Source organism: Castellaniella caeni NBRC 101664, from assembly GCF_001592225.1.
In the GTDB taxonomy this organism is placed as follows: domain Bacteria; phylum Pseudomonadota; class Gammaproteobacteria; order Burkholderiales; family Burkholderiaceae_B; genus Castellaniella; species Castellaniella caeni.
In genome coordinates, this window is the sequence record NZ_BCWN01000030.1 from 1 (window position 1) to 17013 (window position 17013).

Sequence of the window (17013 nt, forward strand, 5' to 3'; positions counted from 1 at the left end):
TTAACCGAACAGCACACTAGGCCCCGGCACGGGCGCCGCGGCCACAGCGGCCACGGCGGACGCGCCTTCGCACCTCAGAAAGAGTGGGCCATCCCCACATAAAAGCCCGTCTGGCTCTGGCCGCGAGCGGGGTTGTAATTGGTGGCCTCCACGGAGAAATTGGCATTGTCACCATTCTGGACGTTGCCGACGCTTGCATACAGCAAGGTGCGCGGCGACAGGCTGTAGTCCACCCCCGCCATGAACAGATTGGCCGAACCGCCCCCCTGGTTGGCGTTGACCCGGTACGCCGCGCCGATCAGCGTCAGCGCAGGCGTGATCCGATAGCGAGCCCCCAGCCAGTAATGCTGCGCCCGGTCGGTCTGGCCATCTTTGACGTCCGGGGCATCCAGCAGCTCGTAGCCGGCAAACAGCTTGAGGTCATCCCACGTGACCGTTCCGCCCAGCGTCAGTTCTTTCGAATACGCGAAGACATCGCTGTATTTCCCGTCCTCGTCGCGCGCCACGTCATAAATGGCGCGCAGCTCGTAGACGGAGTCCACGTAGGACAGGGACAAGGCATCTTTGCGATTGCCGGAGCCGACGCCGCTGGCAGTCGTCATCAGCTGCACCCCGACGCCGCCGACGCGCGGAGACTCATAGAGGAACATATTGTCGTCACCCTGCCAGTTGCGGCCACGCACCAGCGTTGCGCTGCCAATGAACTGCTGGCCAGTCGGGTCCAAAGCCCACAACTGGTCGGCAATAGGCTGATTTTTCCCCATCATCAGCGTGCCGTACTCGTCGCTTTGCAGGCCGACGTAGGCGCGCCGATTGAACAGCGCGTCGCCATTGAGATTTCCCGTCGTGCCGCTGAAGCCGGACTCAAGATTGAAAATCGCCTTGACGCCGCCCCCGAGGTCTTCGGTGCCCTTGAAGCCGAACATGCTGGTGCCCCACTGATTGTCCGCGCCACTGTGCACGCTGTGGGACTTGCCGGTCGCCTCGTCGTAGACGTGGTTCTGATAATCGAACCCGGCCACTACCCGGCCATATAAGGTCACGCTGTCACTGCTTCCCTGGGCAACGGCGGCCCCTGACGCCCCCAACAGGACAGCAGCCCCCAAGCAGGCATATGCGGTATGCCACTTCATAGATATCTCCTCGTGTCATTTTGAGTGGATGTGAATATGAATCCGTTCATGTTCATATTTCAACATGATGTTTACATACAAACATTGAGGACACAATATCGAGCACTTAGGGACTTTCCCGCAGAAGGTGGTTTTGGCAGGGGTCATGCACAGGTCGCGTCCAAAGCCACACGAGCGCGCCAGACGAGGCAAAAACCCCGCCTGGCGCGCCCCACGCGTTGGAGCGGAAGAAGTCGTAAGAAGAAAACCGGAAGCAGGAAGCCGGCAGGCCTGGCGGGCCTGAAAATGGATAAAAAAAAGCCCAAGATCCGAAGATCCTGGGCTAAATCCACCAAAGGAGGAGGGTGGAGGAGACAACCTGGGCATGTCGGGCTACCAAGGCTTTTGGCCTGAGCCGCCGCGATCTAGGGTTTTCCCGCTGCAATCGCGTTTCGACATCCGATAAACAGATTATATAGAAAACTTTTGCTGCGACGCAAGATCAATTTGATGTCAATAGACAACAGCCATAGGTTTGTTGTCTTTTACACACAAACCAGGGTAAGCCCCAAGATCAAACCCGATAGGCAGTGGTCGTCATCACCCTGGACATCAGGCGCATGAGCCCTCGAACCGGGGCTGGCAGCGGGACGGCGCCGTGCGTTTCGGCCGTGGTGCGGTGGCCGATCTCGTCGTCGCGCATCTGCGTGACCACGTCGCGCGAGCGGCGATCGTGTCCGGGCAGGCGATCGAGGTGGCCATCCAGGTGTTCTTCGACCTGGCGCTCGGTTTCGGCCATGAACCCCAGGTTGTAGGGGATGCCGGCCCGGCTGGCCACCACGCCCAGGCCGAAGGCCCCGGCGTACCACAAGGGGTTCAGCAAGCTGGGGCGGCTGCCGAGTTCGTCCAGGCGCTGGCGGCACCAGGCCAGGTGATCCACTTCTTCGGCGGCCGCCTGCAGCAGTACACCCTGGATGCGGGCATCCTTGCAGAACATGGCCTGCCCGCGGTATAGCGCCTGGGCGCAGATTTCGCCCACGTGGTTGACACGCATCAGGCCCGCTGCATGGCGGGCTTCGTCGGGCGACAGGACAGGGTCGTCTGCCTGAACAGCACCCGCGGGGGATGCGCGACCGTGCGCCACGGTGCCATCCAGCACCTGCAAGGCGCGGCCCGCTTCGGCCAGCAAGCCGTCCAGGCGCCCGCGCCGACGCTGCCAAGATGAACTGTCCTGGATTTGAGCCTGATCCATGATGTTTCCCTATCGATTCAAGAACCGCCAGACGGGCTTGAGCTCGGCCAGCAACCAGCACGAGGGTAACACGATGGCCAGGGCGATCAGCCCGCGGCCCGCCCAATCCTGGTCGTCCTGCAGATAGGCGTTGCACAGACGGATGGGCTGGTCGAGATAGACCATGCCGACGATGGCGCTCATCCAGCAGAAATTGCCCAGGAAAAACAGCTTGATGACCACGTTGGCGCGGCGCACGGAGGCGCGCAGCAGCCAACCGCACACGGGCAGGCCGACGTATTTGAACGCGGCCACACGCCAATCGACCAGCGCGTCATCCAGCGCTTTGGGAATCATCCACCCCGCCCCCACCAGGCTGACCAGCAAAAGGCCGGGAATGCCGTAGGCGTTGTACGTCCAACGGATGCGTCGGCCCGAGGTGTCCTGCCAGACCATCCGCGCGCGCCGCCCGCCGGACTGCCCGGCCGCCGCCTGCCCGGAAAGCAACGGCGCCGCGGGCGCGGCTGCGGGCGCTCGCGAGACGGCCCAGGCGTGCCACACTTGCTCGGCAAACATGCCACCCAGCACCAGCAGGGGGATCTGCACCACCATGTGCAGGCTCATAAGCGTCGTCAGCGCGTCGTGCAGCCCGAGGGCCACCGCCAGACACAGCAGGGCCAGCCCCAGCGACACCCAGCCTATTGTTCCGAGGCGGTTCATGAAGGCTCCTTGACGGCGCGCGGCGCCACCAGCGGCTGATGCGGCACAGGCGCCGCCTTGGCGCGGGCCGCAGCAGTGCCTGCGTGCGCCGACAGGCCGGACACGAACGACTTGGCCGCCTTCAAGGCCCAGCCCGGGTCATCGAGATCGACGATGCGTACCAGTTGACCATCTGGCGTCACGACGTGAAACGCGGCATTGTGCTCAAACTCGCCCAGCGGGGCGGGCACGACCATGATGCCGAAGAGATCGAGCACGGCGGCGCGCTGACGGGCATCCGTGAGGGTGAGAAACTGCCACTCGGCGGGCGCGGCCCCCATGCGCACGGCATAGCGCGACAGATCTTGCGCGCGGTCACGCGGATCGAAGCTGATGCTGATGAGGCGAATCTTGTCTTGCAGGCCTTCGGCCTCGATGGCGCGCTGCAATTGCTCGGTGATCGACCCTTGCGCCAGGCACAAGGACACGCACCGCGTATAAAAGAAATTGACGATCGCCACCCGGCCATCGTCGCGGAGATTGTCCGCCAGCGCCTGTTGCCGACCGGCGGCATCGAGCACCAGCGCCGCCGGGATGGGGCGCGGCTGCTCGGCCACCGCCTGGCGCCGGGCGGCTTCGGCCGTGAGCACCGTGAAGCCGTTGGTCAGACCATATAAAACGCCGATGCCCGCCACCAGGGCGAGCACCAGCGATACGACCCACCGCATGTCGTCGGCCCGGCTTACTTCTTGGTCAGCAAGGGGCGCAGGTCTTCGTCACCCTTCCAGGGCGTTGCCTGACCCTTGGTTTCTTCGCGCACCTTGGCGACGAACTGGGCATCGATCTTGGACGCCGTATTGCCGAAGCTGGAGCGCACGTGGCTGACGATGGCGGCCAGCTCTTCGTCGGAGAATTTTTCCTGGAAGTGCGGCATTTCACCGTTGTACTTGGCGCCTTCGACCGTCAGCGGGCCATGGATGCCGTGCAAGACGATGCGCACCATGACGCTGGCATCGGGATCGTCCACCCACTCGGACTTGGACAGCGGGGGGAACACGCCCGGCACGCCCGCGCCGGTGGCCTGGTGACAGGCCACGCAGTTGGCGGTATAGAGCTGGCCGCCATCGGCGGTCTTGGGCACGATGAAGTCGGCCGCCACGCGATCGTCGCCCACGGCGGGCGGCATGGGGGTGTACGACACGTACAGGTGGTACACGGCCCAGACCAGCAGGGCACCGATGATGAACAACACCGTCTTGGGGATGGGGTTGCTGCCTTCGAACGGTTCGTTGTTCTCGCGTTTTTGCTGGGTGAATTTATCGCTCATTGCTTGGCTCCTTCAGCCGCCGGCTCTGCCTTCGCGTGCTCGGCAGCCGCAACGGCCGGATCCAGCGCGGGCAACTGGGCATCCGGATTGACCGGATAGGTATGGTTCAGGCCGATCAGGTAATCGACCAGATCGAGCGCCTCGGGCGTGGCCACGACGACCTTGCCGCTGGGGGCAAAGCTGGGCGGCAGGTTGACGACCTTGTCGCCTTCCTCGGCCTTGTCTTTCAGCGTGAACAGGAAGGGGAAGGACGGCATGGTGCTGCCCGGCGTGTAGGCGCGCGGTTCGTACAGGTGGCCGAGGTTCCAGTCGACGCTGGGCTGGCGCGCGCCGATGTTGAAGAGATCGGGCCCGGTGCGCATGGTGCCCAGCAGGTGCGGGTGATCGTAGTAGTAATCACCGGCCACCGGGGCGCGGCCCCAGCCACGCTCGAAATCGGGCGCCATCGACTGGCTGCGCGGCTGCTGCGAGTGGCAGTAGACGCAGCCCATTTCGATGTACACCTGACGGCCGCGCAGCTGCTGTTCGGTGTAGGGTTTGAGGCCCGGCGAAGGCTGCACGTCGGACAACTGCAAGTAAGGCATCACGACCAGAGTGGCAGTGGCCAGGGCAAGGGTAACCATTGCCCCACTAAGGAGTTTGTATTCGCTTTCCATGATCAGGCACCTGCAATCGCCTGAACTTCAGGCTGAAACTTACGGGGATGCAAGAGGGCCGGGCCCACGCGGCTGGTGCCATAGCGCAATGCCATCAAGACAAAGTGCACGGCAAACACCAGATGACCCAGGGTCATCATCGTGCCGCCCAGCGTACGGCCCTCGAGGTAGGGAATCGTGACGCGCACGGATTCCATGAAGGGCTTGGTGGCGTCCAGCATGGCCAGGCCTTGCAGCCAGCCACCGGTGGACAGCGAGACGAAATACACGCCGATGCCCAGGGTGACCAGCCAGAAGTGCAGGCTGATGAGCTTGGGATGCGGCCATTCCCAGGACATGACGCGCGGCATCACGAAGTAGATGGCGCCGAACATGACGATGGAGAAGAAGGCATACAGGCCCAGGTGGGCGTGCGCCACGGTGAAGTGCGTGAAGTGGGCCACGCGGCTGACGCTGCGCAGGGCTTCGAGGGAGCCTTCGAAGGAACTGAGCGTGTACATCATGGCGCCGATCACGATGAAGCGCAGCGTGGGCGAGTAATACATGGTCTTGAAGTGGCCACGCATGGTGAGGTGCTGGTTGACCGAGAAGGCCAGCACCGGAATGATCATCATCATCGACTGCACGATGGACAGCGAGATGAGCCAGTGCGGCACCGGGCCGCCTACCAAGTGGTGGCCGCCGACCTGGCCGTAGAAGAAGGCCAGCGCCCAGAAGCCGATGAGCGACAGGTTGTACGACTGGATCGGGCGGCCGATGATCTTGGGCAGGAAGTAGTACACCGAGGCCAGCGCGATGGGGGTGTAGTACAGGCCCAGCACGTTGTGGCCGAACCACCAGTTCATCGTGGCTTGTTCAACGCCGAAGTGCACGCCCGGCACCTTGCCCACGAGATACAGCACGGGGAACCAGAACAGCGCCGCCCCCATGTACCAGATGGACACGTACAGGTGCTTGACCTTGCGGTTGCGCAGCGTGAAGACCAGCGGCAGGGCGATGAGCGAGCCGCCGATGACGATGAGGATACTGACCTGCCAGGGCACTTCGAGCCATTCGAGACCGTCATTGATGCCCACGGCGATGGCGCCCAGGCCGGCGATGAGGCCCGCGTTCCAGAGCATGCAGCCCAGGATGGCGAAACGGCCGCCATACAGGCGGGTTTTCAGCAGACGCGGCAGCACCCAGATGGCGATGCCGAAGGCGGCCATCGGGCACCAGCCGTAGGCCACCATGTTCAGGTGCAGCGTGCGCGTGCGGCCAAAGGTGAGCCAGGCGTACTGGGTGAGGAATTCGGGGTTGTGCAGCTTGATGGAACTGATGAGCCCGAAGGTGGACGCCAGCACCAGCCAGACGATGGCACAGCACAGGAAGGTGAAGGTGACGTAGGCCGTGGATTGGTCGGCCTCGGTGCGATCCGCCAGCTCTTGCTGCAGCTTGGCCGCCAGGGACGGGTCGATGACCGCCTTGCCGCCTTCGGTGACGACCTTCTGCAGGCCGGCCCGCTGCTCGGGCGTGGCGGACGGGTCTTCGACGTGGCCGATTTCGCCCGTCGAGAAGATGACCCCAGCCGCTTCGGGGTTGTCGTCGAACATGTTCCGTCGCAGAGACCAGATGAAAACACCCAGCCCTGTAACGGACAATATGAAGGTCATGAGTAATACGGTGACGGTATCCACAGCGCTTCCAGTTGAAGAACAAAAGAAGCCGCAGCCCAATGAAGACGGGCCCGGCGAGCCGGAATTGTAGCCTTAGTTTTGATCTATGATAAATCCAGACCTTGAGAAAGACCTGACAAGTCCCCATATCGCGCGAGGGTTTGTGCGGTATCAGACGCTCCTTTGCCCGGCGCGTCACTCGGGAAAGACCCCAGGGCGTCCACCCGCCCGGCGCAGGCGCCATGCCGCCGCTCGAGGCAAAATGCAGATACTGAATAGACAATATTCAATACACTGTCTCTTTTCTCTGGAAGGACGCACACCATGGAATGCACTCTCGACTGGCAGGGCCCGGAAGGCATGCTGTTCATCTCGCGCACGGGCAGCGGCCACGTGCTGGCGATGGACGGCGCGCCCGATGGCGGCGGCCAGAACCTGGCCGCCCGCCCCATGGAGATGGTGCTCACGGGCGCCGGCGGCTGCGCGGCCTACGACGTGGTGCTGATCCTCAAGCGCGGTCGGCACGCGATCACGGGCTGCCGGGTGAAGCTGACAGCCGAGCGGGCAGACACCGAACCCAAGGTGTTCACGCACATCCACTACGCCTTCGAGGTCAAGGGCACGGATCTGCCCGCCGCCGCCGTCGAGCGCGCGGTCGATCTGTCACACACGAAGTACTGCTCGGCCATCGCCATGCTGGAGAAAACGGCGAAAATCACACATTCGATCGACATCATCGGCGATTGACGCCTTGTCGTCGGGCGGATAGATGGCTCGGATGGAAGGACTGTGGGGTTCCTGTCCTGGAGGCCGAGCCGTCTAGTCGCCGAGCTGCAGCAAGGTTTTTGGTGTTGCCTTCTACACCGCCCTGGTCACACCGCCATCGGTGCGGTCAGCGGCGCGTGATGTTGATAGCCTTCCAGCGTGAAGTCGCCGGGTTCTACGCGTTCCAGCCACTCGGGCTCGAAGCGCCCGGTGTCGGCGTAGGCAGGGATGCGATCCGACAGGCGCAGGCGCGGGGCCGGATACGGCGTGCGCCGCAGCTGTTCACGCAGCATGTCCACGTGGGTTTCGTAGATGTGCGCATCGCCGATGAAATACGTGAACCAGCGGGGCTCGTAGCCCGTGAGACGCGCCACCAGGTGCGTAAGCGCCGCACCCTCGGCCAGGTTGAAGGGCGTGCCCAGGCCCACGTCGTTGCTGCGGATGTACAGGCACAGGGACAGCTCACGCGTGTTCGGGTTGGCCAAAAACTGATACAGCAAGTGGCAGGGCGGCAGCGCCATTTCTTCGATCTGCGCCCAGTTCCAGCCGTGGAACAGGATGCGGCGGCTGCCGGGGTTGTGGATCAGGGTATCCAGGCACTGGCGCAGCTGGTCGATAGCCTTGTACAGCAACACGCAGGGCTGGCCTTGATCAACCACCGGGCCCACGAGGCGATAGCCTTCTGCCAAAGCCGCCTCGATACGCGCCGCGGCGGCGGCGGGCAGCAGCTTGTAGGCGGGCCACTGGCGCCACTGTACGCCATAGACGGGGCCCAGGTCGTCGAGTCCATCGCGCCAGGGGCTGGCCAGCCAGGCCTGGTTTTCGTTGGCATTCTGATCCCACACCCGGCACCCCAGGGCGCGGAAGTCGGCGGCGCTGTCGTGCGCGCGCAAAAAGCCCACCAGTTCGCCGATGGCCGACTTGAACGCCAGGCGCTTGGTCGTGACCGCCGGAAAGCCCTCGCGCAGATCGAAGCGCAGGCTGGCGCCGGGCAGACTGAGGGTGCGCACACCCGTGCGGTTGTCCTGCCAGGCACCCTGATCGAAGATCGATTGCACGAGATCGAGATAGGCTTTCATGGCAGTATTCCTGTAAAAAACAGCGTGACAGCGCAGCTGCGTGAGCCGCCCGAGGCTCTCTCACACGGACAGCGGCAAACCGCCGCGCAGGCGCATCTTACAACGGACGCATTGCCAAGCGGCCCGCGGCGGCCGACTACACCGAACGTTCAAGCACGCGTCGGGCACGCTCGATGAGCGGCAGGTCGATCATGTGACCGTCCAGGCGGAAGGTGTAGTCGCCCGTGTCGTCAGCGTGATCGACCACGCGCTGCGCCCAGGTGATTTCGTCGGGCTGGGGCCGATACACCTCGTGCACCACGGCGATCTGGCTGGGGTGAATGCAGAGCATGCCGCCAAACCCCATGTCGCGGGCCAGCGTCGCGCTCTGGCGCAAGCCATCGGTGTCGGAGAAGTTGGCGTAGACGGTGTCGAGCGGGTCGGCCAGGCCGTGCATGCGGCTGGCCTGCAGAATCTGGAAGCGGATCTGGTCGAGGATGCGCTGCGCGCCTTCAGTCTGAGGCCGCGTGCCAAATTCGACCATGAGATCGAGAATGCCGAACGACAGGCGCACAACCCCATTGGCCTCGGCAATGCGGTCGAGCACCCGCAGGCCCGAAGCCGACTCGATGACGGGCATGAGCGGCTTGCCCGCCCCCGAGACGATGTAGACGTGCTCGGCGGCCTGCGCCTTGGGCAGCACGATGCCCGCCACCGAAGGCAGCGAACGGCACAGGGCCAGGTCGTCGTCGAACCACGGGGTCGTGCCGTCGTTGATGCGCACCCAGACCGGGTCGTTCGGGTGCTCGGCGGCAAAGCGGGCCAGGGCGTCGCGGGCCTGCGCCTTGGCCTCGGGCGCGACGGAATCTTCCAGATCGACAATGACGGCGTCGGCGCCGCTGGCGACAGCCTTGGGGAAACGCTCGGGCCGGGTGGCGGGGACAAAAAGCGCGGTGCGCATCAGGGTGTCGTGCATGGTGCCTCCGTGGGACGTATCCGGGCGCCGCGGCCGGGCACCCGCCCGGCTTGCGCCGCCCGATCGGTGAACAAGGTGCCGCCGCGCGGGCTCAACGCCCTTTCCAGACGGGCTTGCGCTTCTCGGCAAAGGCGGTGGCCCCTTCGTGCGCATCCTCGGACGTGAAAATGTGGGCGATGCGCGGACGTTGCAAGTCGAACATGTCGTCGGGGCGCCAGTTGCGCGACTGCGCGATGACGGACTTGGCGGTGCGCACGGCCAGCGGCCCGTTGGCCGCGATGGTGCGCGCCAGGGCCAGCGCGGCGTCGAGCGCGCCGCCGGGCGCAGCCAGCCGGTTGATCATGCCCAGCTGATGCAGGCGCTCGGCGGAGAAGAAATCACCCGTGAGCACGGCCTCCATGGCGACGTGGTACGGGATGCGCGACGGCAGCCGCAGCATGCCGCCCGACCCGGGCACCAGGCCACGCTTGACTTCGGGCACGCCGAACTTGGCATCTTGCGCGGCCACGATGAGGTCGCAAGCCAGGGCGAGTTCGCAGCCACCCGCCAGGGCGTAGCCTTCGACGGCGGCAATCAGCGGCTTTTGCGGCGGGCGCTCGCACAGGCCGCCAAAGCCACGCTCGCCCACGTAGGGGCGCTGCCCGGTGGCGGCGAAGGCTTTGAGATCCATGCCGGCGCAAAAATGCCCGCCCGCCCCGGTGAGAATGCCCAGGCGCAGTTGCGGGTCGGCATCCAGCTGGTCGAGCGCGCCCGCCAGCGCCTGCGCAAGCTCGAGATTGACCGCGTTGCGAGCCTGAGGCCGGTTGAGGCGGAGGATCAGAATGTCGTCTTGTTGCTGGACTTCGAGGCAATCGCTCATGTGTTCTCCGGCAAAGTGGATAAAATGGCCGTTTTGGGTGCAGTCTGCACTGTACTCGAGTTTCGGATACGAACCTTGCGGGTCACCCGCCACGTCATGCTCACATTCCAACAACTGATTTTATCGCTCCAGCAATACTGGGACAGGCAGGGATGCACCCTGCTGCAGCCTTACGACATGGAAGTCGGGGCCGGCACGTCGCACACCGCCACTTTCTTGCGCGCCATCGGCCCCGAGCCCTGGCGCGCGGCCTACGTGCAGCCTTCGCGCCGTCCCAAGGACGGCCGCTACGGCGACAACCCCAACCGCCTGCAGCACTACTATCAGTTCCAGGTGGTGCTCAAGCCCGCTCCCAGCAACATCCTCGACCTCTACATCGGCTCGTTGCAGGCGCTGGGCATCGACCCGCAGCAGCACGATATCCGCTTCGTCGAGGACGACTGGGAAAACCCCACGCTGGGCGCCTGGGGCCTGGGCTGGGAAGTCTGGCTCAATGGCATGGAAGTCACGCAGTTCACGTACTTTCAGCAGGTGGGCGGGCTTGACTGCAACCCCACGCTGGGTGAAATCACCTACGGGCTCGAGCGTCTGGCCATGTACCTGCAAGGGGTCGAATCCGTCTACGACCTGGTCTGGACGCAAGCCCCGGATGGCCGACGGGTGTACTACCGCGACGTGTTCCATCAAAACGAGGTCGAGCAATCCACCTACAACTTCGAATACGCCGCCGCGCCCATGCTGTTTTCCCACTTCAACGACTACGAGGCCGAAGCCAAGCGGCTGATCGACATCCCGCTGGCCCTGCCCGCCTACGAAGCCACCCTCAAGGCGGCCCACACCTTCAACCTGCTGGATGCGCGCGGCGCCATCAGCGTCACCGAGCGCGCCACGTACATCGGCCGCATCCGCAACCTGTCGCGCGCCGTCGCCCAGGCCTACTACGATTCCCGCGAGCGGCTGGGCTTCCCCATGCTGCAGGAGGCACAGGCATGAACGCGCGCCCGCTCATCCTCGAACTGGTCACCGAAGAACTCCCGCCCAAGGCGCTCAAGGCGCTGGGTGAGGCCTTTGCCGACGGCATCGAAAAAACCCTGCAGGCACAGCACTTGCTGGCCGAAGGCTGCGTGCGCACCGCCTATGCCAGCCCCCGCCGCCTGGCCGTCCACCTCAGCGCCGTGCTCGACCAGGCCGCCGACCAGCCCTTTGCCGAAAAGCTCATGCCGGCGGCCATCGGCCTGGACGCCAGCGGCGCGGCCACCCCGGCCCTGCAGAAAAAACTGCACGCCAAGGGGCTCGACCACCTGGCCGTCAGCCAGCTGACGCGTCGCCACGACGGCAAGCAAGACGTGCTCTACGCCGAAGGCACCGCGCCGGGCGCGCGCCTGGCCGACGGCCTGCAGCAGGCGCTCGACCATGCCGTCACCCACCTGCCCATCCCCAAGGTCATGCAATACCAGCTGGCCGATGGCCGCACCAGCGTCAAGTTCGTGCGCCCGGCGCACCACCTGCTGGCGCTGTGGGGCGATGCCGTCGTCCCGGTGCGCACCCTGGGGCTGAAGGCCGACCGCATCACGCGCGGCCACCGTTTCCTGTGCCAGGATCCCATCACCATCGCCACCGCCGACGAATGGGCGCAGCGCCTGGGCCACGAAGGCCGCGTCATCCCGTCGTTCGAGCAGCGCCGGGCGAAAATCGCGCAGCAGCTGGCGGACACCTCCGCCGCGCTGGGCGCCACGATCGGGCAGTCGCCCGAAGCCGAGGCCTTGCTGGATGAAGTCACGGCGCTGGTCGAATGGCCCACGGTGTACGTCGGGGCTTTCGAGAAAGAATTTCTGTCGGTGCCGCCAGAGTGCCTCATCCTGACGATGCGCCTGAACCAGAAATATTTTCCGCTGTTCGACCCGGAGACCGGCGCGCTGACACACCGTTTTCTCATCGTCAGCAACATGCAGCCGCAAGACCCCACCTTCATCATCCAGGGCAATCAACGCGTGGTGCGCCCGCGCCTGGCCGATGCGCAGTTCTTCTACCAGACCGACCTGAAAACACCGCTCGTCGAGCGTGTGGCCGAACTGGCCAACAGCGTCTACCACAACAAGCTGGGCAGCCAGCTGCAGCGCACCGAGCGGGTGCGCAAGCTGGCCCACTGGCTGGCCCCCCTGCTGGGCGGCGATGCCCCGGCGGCGGCCCGGGCCGCCATGCTGGCCCACGCCGACCTCGGCACCCAGATGGTGGGCGAATTTCCCGAGCTGCAAGGCATCATGGGGGCCTACTATGCAGCCCACGACGGCGAACCGGCCGATGTCGTACGCGCCTTGCGCGACCAATACCGCATCCGCCTCGACGCGCCCGTCTCGGCCGAGACGCTCACCGCGACGATACTCTTCATGGCCGAACGCGCCGAAACCCTGATCGGCATCTGGGGCATCGGCCTGGCCCCCACCGGCGAGCGCGACCCCTACGGCCTGCGCCGCGCGGCCCTGGGCCTCATCAGCGCCTACGAACAGCTCACCGCGGGCGGCTGGCTGCGGGCCAATCAGGATTCACCGGCGCGGCTGGCCGCGCTGCTGGAACAGGCCGCGGAAAACTTCGCGCCCGGCACGCTGGCCGACGGCACCGTCGAGGCCGTGCTCAACTTCGTCTACGAACGCTACCGCAACCTGCTGGCCGCCAGCCACGAGCGCGCCGCCATCGACGCCGTACTGGCGCTGCGCCCGCCCCTGCATCAGGTGGCCGCGCGCGTACAGGCCTGCGTCGACTTCGTCGCGCTGCCCCAGGCCGAAGCATTGGCAGCGGCCAACAAGCGCGTCAGCAACCTGCTCAAGAAGGCCGAGGGCACCCTGCCCGCGATCGACGACAGCCTGCTGTGCGAGCCCGCCGAGCGCCAGCTGGCCGACACCATCGCCCGTTTGGCGCCGCAGGCGCGCCACGAACTCGACGCGGGCAACTTCACCGCCAGCCTGGCCGTGCTGGCGCAGGCCCGCGACGCCGTCGATCAATTCTTCACCGAGGTCATGGTAATGGCCGACGATCCGCAGGTGCGCGCCAACCGCCTGGCCCTGCTGCAAAACCTGCACGGCCTCATGAACCAGGTCGCCGACCTCTCAAGGCTTGCGCAGTGAAACTCATCATCCTCGACCGCGACGGCGTCATCAACCACGACAGCGACGCCTTCATCAAGTCGCCCGACGAATGGCGGCCCATCCCGGGCAGCCTCGAAGCCATCGGCCGCCTGAGCCAGGCGGGCTGGCGCGTGGTGGTGGCCAGCAACCAGTCGGGCATCGCGCGCGGGCTGTTCTCGATGGAAGTGCTGGGCGCCATCCACGAGCGCATGCGCCAGGCCGTCGCCGAAGCTGGCGGGCGCATCGATGCCATCTTTTTCTGTCCGCACGGCCCCGACGATCACTGCGCCTGCCGCAAGCCCCTGCCCGGGATGCTGCACGACATCGCCCAGCGGCTCGACGTGCGCCTGGACGGCGTGCCCCTGGTGGGTGACAGCCTGCGCGACCTGCAGGCCGCCGCCGCCGCAGGCTGTACCCCCTGGCTGGTGCTCACCGGCAAAGGCCGGAAAACCTGGGACACCTCGGGCACCAGCGGCGAACTGCCCGCGGGCACCGAGGTGCGCGACGACCTGGCCGCCGTGGCCGAAGCCCTACTCAAAGCCAATCCATGAACTTCCTGCGCTCCAGCCTGTACATGGCCTATCTGGTCGTGACGGTGATCCCCTATGCCCTGTGCTGCGTGCTGTGGGCCCCCCTGCCCCTGGCCTGGCGCTACCGGCTCACCCTGGGATGGCCACGCATGGCCCTGTGGGGCGCGCGCTGGATTCTGGGCATCCGCTACCAGGCGCGCGGCCTGGAAAACCTGCCCGACGGCCCGGCCATCATTCTGTCCAAGCACCAGTCGGCCTGGGAAACGCTCTACTTCGCCGTCAAGCTGCCGCGCGATGTGGTGTTCGTCTACAAGAAAGAGCTGCACCACGTGCCCTTCTTTGGCTGGAGCCTGGCCCTGCTCAGCATGATTCCGATCGACCGGGCCAAGGGGCGCGAATCCTTCGACCAAGTGGTGCGCATCGGCAGCCAGCGCCTGGCCGAAGGCCGCTGGCCCGTGCTGTTTCCCGAAGGCACGCGCGTGGCGCCCGGCGAGGTTGGACGCTACAAGCAGGGCGGCACCATGCTGGCCTGCAAGACCGGCGTGCCCGTCATCCCGGTGGCGCACAACGCCGGCGAACGCTGGCCGCGCAACGCCTTCCTGAAGACACCCGGCCTGGTCACCGTGTCGTTCGGCCCGGCCATCGACCCCGCAGGCTACAGCTCAGCGGGGCTCAACAACGCGGTACGCGACTGGATCGAGGCCGAGATGCGGCAGCTCAATCCCGAGCGCTATGGCCAGAAAACCCCTGCCTGAACAGGGGTCATACCCCGTGCCCGCCGCCCTCGATCCGCCCCCAGCGTCCCTGCAGACCTCGCCGGATGCCATGACCGACACCCCCGATCCGCCACCGCCAGGCTACCAGCCGCATCGGCTGCAGATCGGGCAGCGCACCTTTTTCTACGGGCTGCGCCGCTCGCGGCAGCGCAATACCCTCAGCATGACGGTGCGTGGACTGCAGATACTGGTACAGGCGCCACATTGGGTGTCGCACACGCAAATCCACGATTTCATGCGGGAAAAGGCCACCTGGCTTGTCCAGAAACTGGCCCTGAACCAGGCCGTCCTGCGCCACCAGGCGCAGCAACCATCCCCCTGGCAAGCCGGCGGGCGCGTGGCCTATCGTGGGGTGATGATCGAACTACGCCCCGAGGCCACCCGCGATGCCTGCTTCACCGGCACGCCCGAACACCCTGTCGCGGGCGACCGGCTTTGCCTGCCGCTGGCCCAGGATGCCCCGGCCGACGTCATCCGCCTGTGCACGGAGGCCTGGCTGAAAAGCCAGGCCTCCGCCATGATCGAACCACGCCTGGCCCATTATCTGGCCCTGGCGGGCGAGTGGCTGCACAGCTGGCGGTTGTCGGACGCCCTCAGCCGCTGGGGTTCGTGCAGCGCCCAACGCCGCATCAATCTGCATTGGCGGCTGGTGCAGCTGCCCCCGGCCCTGAGCGATTATGTGATTGCCCACGAAGTGGCCCACCTGAAGCAGATGAACCACAGCCCCGCGTTCTGGCAAGAAGTGCAGCGTCTGTATCCCGACTATGCGCAAGCCCGCGCCCGGCTCAGGCAGCTGCACCCGGATACGCTGATCGACCCCGAAGGCTGAGCAAGCGCAGGCGCACGGCCCGCCCAGGCCGGGCGCGCAGCGGCGGCATCAGGCCGCGTCGGCCACCAGCGTGGCGGCGGGATCGATGACCACCCGGCCGCGCATGGCCAGCCAGTGGAAGAAGCCACCCAGGAAGGCGCCGATGATCCAGCCGAAACCGCCCAGCGTATCGCCGATGGCCGGCACCCAGACCGTCATCATCGAGAAGGCCGCTGCCAGGCCCACAGCGGCCAGCGCGCGGTAGTTCCAGCCGTTGGTGAAGTGGTAGACGCCCTTTTCGGACATGGTGAACATGTCGGCCACGTACAGGCGGCTCTTGCTCAGGATGTAGTAGTCGCACACCAGCAGGCCGTACAGCGGCGCCAGCACGGCGCCCAGGGTATCGACGAACTTGCCAAAACCCATGGGAGCGATGACGGCCACCCACAGCACGGCGATGACGAAGCCTACGGTGGCGGTGATGAGGCCGCCGATCTTGAAGGAGATTTTCGACGGCCACAGGTTGGCGAGATCGTAGGCGGGCGGCACGAAGTTGGCCACCAGGTTGATGCCCACCGTGGCGATGAAGAAAGTGACGGCGGCAACCAGCGTGAGCCAGGTATTGCCCACCAGGCCGACGATGTCCGCCGGATTGGTGAGCGGCTCGCCCCCGCCGTGCTGCAGGGCGATGTAGGAGCCCGCCGTGATGAACAGCGCCAGGAAAGTAAAGAAGGTGAGCGAGACCGGCAGGCCGTAGAAATTGCCGCGCCGCATGTGCGAAAGCGACACCGTGAAGCGGGAGAAGTCGCCGTAATTGACCACGACGGCGGCAAAATAGGCCACCATGGTGCCGACCACGCCGACGAAGGCCGAGATGGTTTCCCAGGTGCCCAGCGACTTGGACTGGAACAGGCTGTCAACGCCGTCGATAAGCTCGCTGCCGGCTTCGGTCCACAGCACCACCAGCAGCAGCACCATGACCGCGTAGACGGCGGGCCCGGCAAAATTGAGGAAACGGGAAATCCAGCCGATGCCGCGGATGAAGATGATCAGCTGGAACACGCTGACCAGGATGATCGACAACCAGCCCACCCAGGTCAGCGACAAAAACGTGGCCGCCGAGTGATTGGGAAACATGACGTTGATGGCGAGCGCCACGGCAGTGGAGGCAAAATAGGTCTGCGCACCGAACCAGAACATGCCCACGATGCCACGCAGCAGGGCTGGGAAGCGCGCCCCCAGCACGCCCATGTTGGTGCGCGCGATGACCGCGTAGGGGATGCCGTAGCGCACGCTGGGCTTGCCCGACAGATTGACCAGGAACATCACCACGACGCTGGCCACGATGATGGCGGCGAACACCAGCCAGCCGCTGATGCCCGCCGTGATGAACAGGCTGGCCGCCAGGGTGTAGCCCGCCAGCGATTGCACGTCGTTGG

At 65.4% G+C, this 17013-nt stretch carries 18 protein-coding genes; 7 read left to right on the top strand and 11 right to left on the bottom strand.

The genetic code is table 11. The annotated features are described in order from the left end of the window. Positions 1 to 74: 74 nt before the first annotated feature. From CCA01S_RS14235 to CCA01S_RS14265, 7 genes are all read right to left on the bottom strand, one after another. Positions 75 to 1133, bottom strand: coding sequence for a porin (locus tag CCA01S_RS14235; RefSeq protein ID WP_066459669.1), 1059 nt, complete (start codon positions 1131 to 1133; stop codon positions 75 to 77). A gap of 553 nt (positions 1134 to 1686) precedes the next feature. Further along, complete coding sequence (coq7, locus tag CCA01S_RS14240; protein ID WP_066459670.1) at positions 1687 to 2364, bottom strand: 2-polyprenyl-3-methyl-6-methoxy-1,4-benzoquinone monooxygenase; 678 nt, start codon at positions 2362 to 2364, stop codon at positions 1687 to 1689. 9 nt (positions 2365 to 2373) lie between these two features. Continuing rightward, the gene (locus CCA01S_RS14245) at positions 2374 to 3063 is read right to left on the bottom strand and encodes a hypothetical protein (RefSeq protein WP_084386802.1); all 690 of its coding nucleotides are present in this window, start codon (positions 3061 to 3063) and stop codon (positions 2374 to 2376) included. After that, complete coding sequence (locus tag CCA01S_RS14250) at positions 3060 to 3770, bottom strand: SCO family protein (RefSeq protein ID WP_084386803.1); 711 nt, start codon at positions 3768 to 3770, stop codon at positions 3060 to 3062. Before CCA01S_RS14250 ends, CCA01S_RS14245 begins: the two co-directional genes overlap by 4 nt. A gap of 14 nt (positions 3771 to 3784) precedes the next feature. Beyond that, positions 3785 to 4369: a c-type cytochrome gene (locus tag CCA01S_RS14255; protein ID WP_066459673.1), complete on the bottom strand. Its 585-nt coding sequence runs from the start codon at positions 4367 to 4369 to the stop codon at positions 3785 to 3787. Then, on the bottom strand, positions 4366 to 5025 hold the full coding sequence (locus CCA01S_RS14260) for a cbb3-type cytochrome c oxidase subunit II (protein WP_066459674.1): 660 nt from the start codon (positions 5023 to 5025) through the stop codon (positions 4366 to 4368). Before CCA01S_RS14260 ends, CCA01S_RS14255 begins: the two co-directional genes overlap by 4 nt. A gap of 2 nt (positions 5026 to 5027) precedes the next feature. Further along, positions 5028 to 6701: a cbb3-type cytochrome c oxidase subunit I gene (locus tag CCA01S_RS14265; protein ID WP_066459677.1), complete on the bottom strand. Its 1674-nt coding sequence runs from the start codon at positions 6699 to 6701 to the stop codon at positions 5028 to 5030. On the opposite strand from CCA01S_RS14265, the gene CCA01S_RS16245 reads away from it, so the two are divergent. Together CCA01S_RS16245 and CCA01S_RS14270 are read left to right on the top strand one after the other, a co-directional pair. Further along, a complete protein-coding gene (locus CCA01S_RS16245; RefSeq protein ID WP_258005673.1) occupies positions 6637 to 6771 on the top strand; it encodes a hypothetical protein in 135 nt (44 codons plus the stop codon). The two genes, CCA01S_RS14265 and CCA01S_RS16245, sit on opposite strands and share 65 nt — an antisense overlap. Positions 6772 to 7004: 233 nt before the next feature. Further along, on the top strand, positions 7005 to 7427 hold the full coding sequence (locus CCA01S_RS14270) for an OsmC family protein (protein WP_066459679.1): 423 nt from the start codon (positions 7005 to 7007) through the stop codon (positions 7425 to 7427). Between the two features lie 125 nt (positions 7428 to 7552). Here CCA01S_RS14270 and CCA01S_RS14275 read toward each other — a convergent pair whose 3' ends face one another. The 3 genes from CCA01S_RS14275 to CCA01S_RS14285 form a co-directional block, all read right to left on the bottom strand. Then, a complete protein-coding gene (locus CCA01S_RS14275; RefSeq protein WP_066459681.1) occupies positions 7553 to 8524 on the bottom strand; it encodes a thymidylate synthase in 972 nt (323 codons plus the stop codon). A 136-nt stretch (positions 8525 to 8660) separates the two neighbouring features. Beyond that, positions 8661 to 9479 carry an HpcH/HpaI aldolase/citrate lyase family protein gene (locus CCA01S_RS14280; RefSeq protein ID WP_066459683.1) on the bottom strand — a complete coding sequence of 273 codons (819 nt, stop codon included), beginning with the start codon at positions 9477 to 9479 and terminating at the stop codon, positions 8661 to 8663. Positions 9480 to 9570: 91 nt separating this feature from the next. Beyond that, positions 9571 to 10338 carry a crotonase/enoyl-CoA hydratase family protein gene (locus CCA01S_RS14285; protein WP_066459684.1) on the bottom strand — a complete coding sequence of 256 codons (768 nt, stop codon included), beginning with the start codon at positions 10336 to 10338 and terminating at the stop codon, positions 9571 to 9573. 96 nt (positions 10339 to 10434) lie between these two features. Here CCA01S_RS14285 and glyQ point away from each other — a divergent pair, with 96 nt between their 5' ends. From glyQ to CCA01S_RS14310, 5 genes are read left to right on the top strand one after another with little or no spacing between them, the layout of a single operon-like run. After that, complete coding sequence (gene glyQ / locus CCA01S_RS14290; protein ID WP_066459685.1) at positions 10435 to 11331, top strand: glycine--tRNA ligase subunit alpha; 897 nt, start codon at positions 10435 to 10437, stop codon at positions 11329 to 11331. Then, positions 11328 to 13460, top strand: a complete 2133-nt coding sequence (gene glyS / locus CCA01S_RS16155) for a glycine--tRNA ligase subunit beta (RefSeq protein ID WP_066459686.1) — start codon at positions 11328 to 11330, stop codon at positions 13458 to 13460. Before glyQ ends, glyS begins: the two co-directional genes overlap by 4 nt. After that, on the top strand, positions 13457 to 14011 hold the full coding sequence (gene gmhB, locus CCA01S_RS16160) for a D-glycero-beta-D-manno-heptose 1,7-bisphosphate 7-phosphatase (protein WP_066459688.1): 555 nt from the start codon (positions 13457 to 13459) through the stop codon (positions 14009 to 14011). Before glyS ends, gmhB begins: the two co-directional genes overlap by 4 nt. Beyond that, positions 14008 to 14745: a lysophospholipid acyltransferase family protein gene (locus tag CCA01S_RS14305; protein WP_066459690.1), complete on the top strand. Its 738-nt coding sequence runs from the start codon at positions 14008 to 14010 to the stop codon at positions 14743 to 14745. The genes gmhB and CCA01S_RS14305 overlap by 4 nt, the downstream gene beginning before the upstream one ends. Beyond that, a complete protein-coding gene (locus tag CCA01S_RS14310) occupies positions 14723 to 15595 on the top strand; it encodes a M48 family metallopeptidase (protein WP_084386804.1) in 873 nt (290 codons plus the stop codon). The genes CCA01S_RS14305 and CCA01S_RS14310 overlap by 23 nt, the downstream gene beginning before the upstream one ends. 48 nt (positions 15596 to 15643) lie before the next feature. Here the strand turns inward: CCA01S_RS14310 and CCA01S_RS14315 are convergent, their stop codons facing one another. Next, positions 15644 to 17005 (bottom strand): cytosine permease, encoded by a 1362-nt coding sequence (locus tag CCA01S_RS14315; protein ID WP_198150029.1) that lies wholly within the window; start codon positions 17003 to 17005, stop codon positions 15644 to 15646. Positions 17006 to 17013 lie beyond the last annotated feature (8 nt).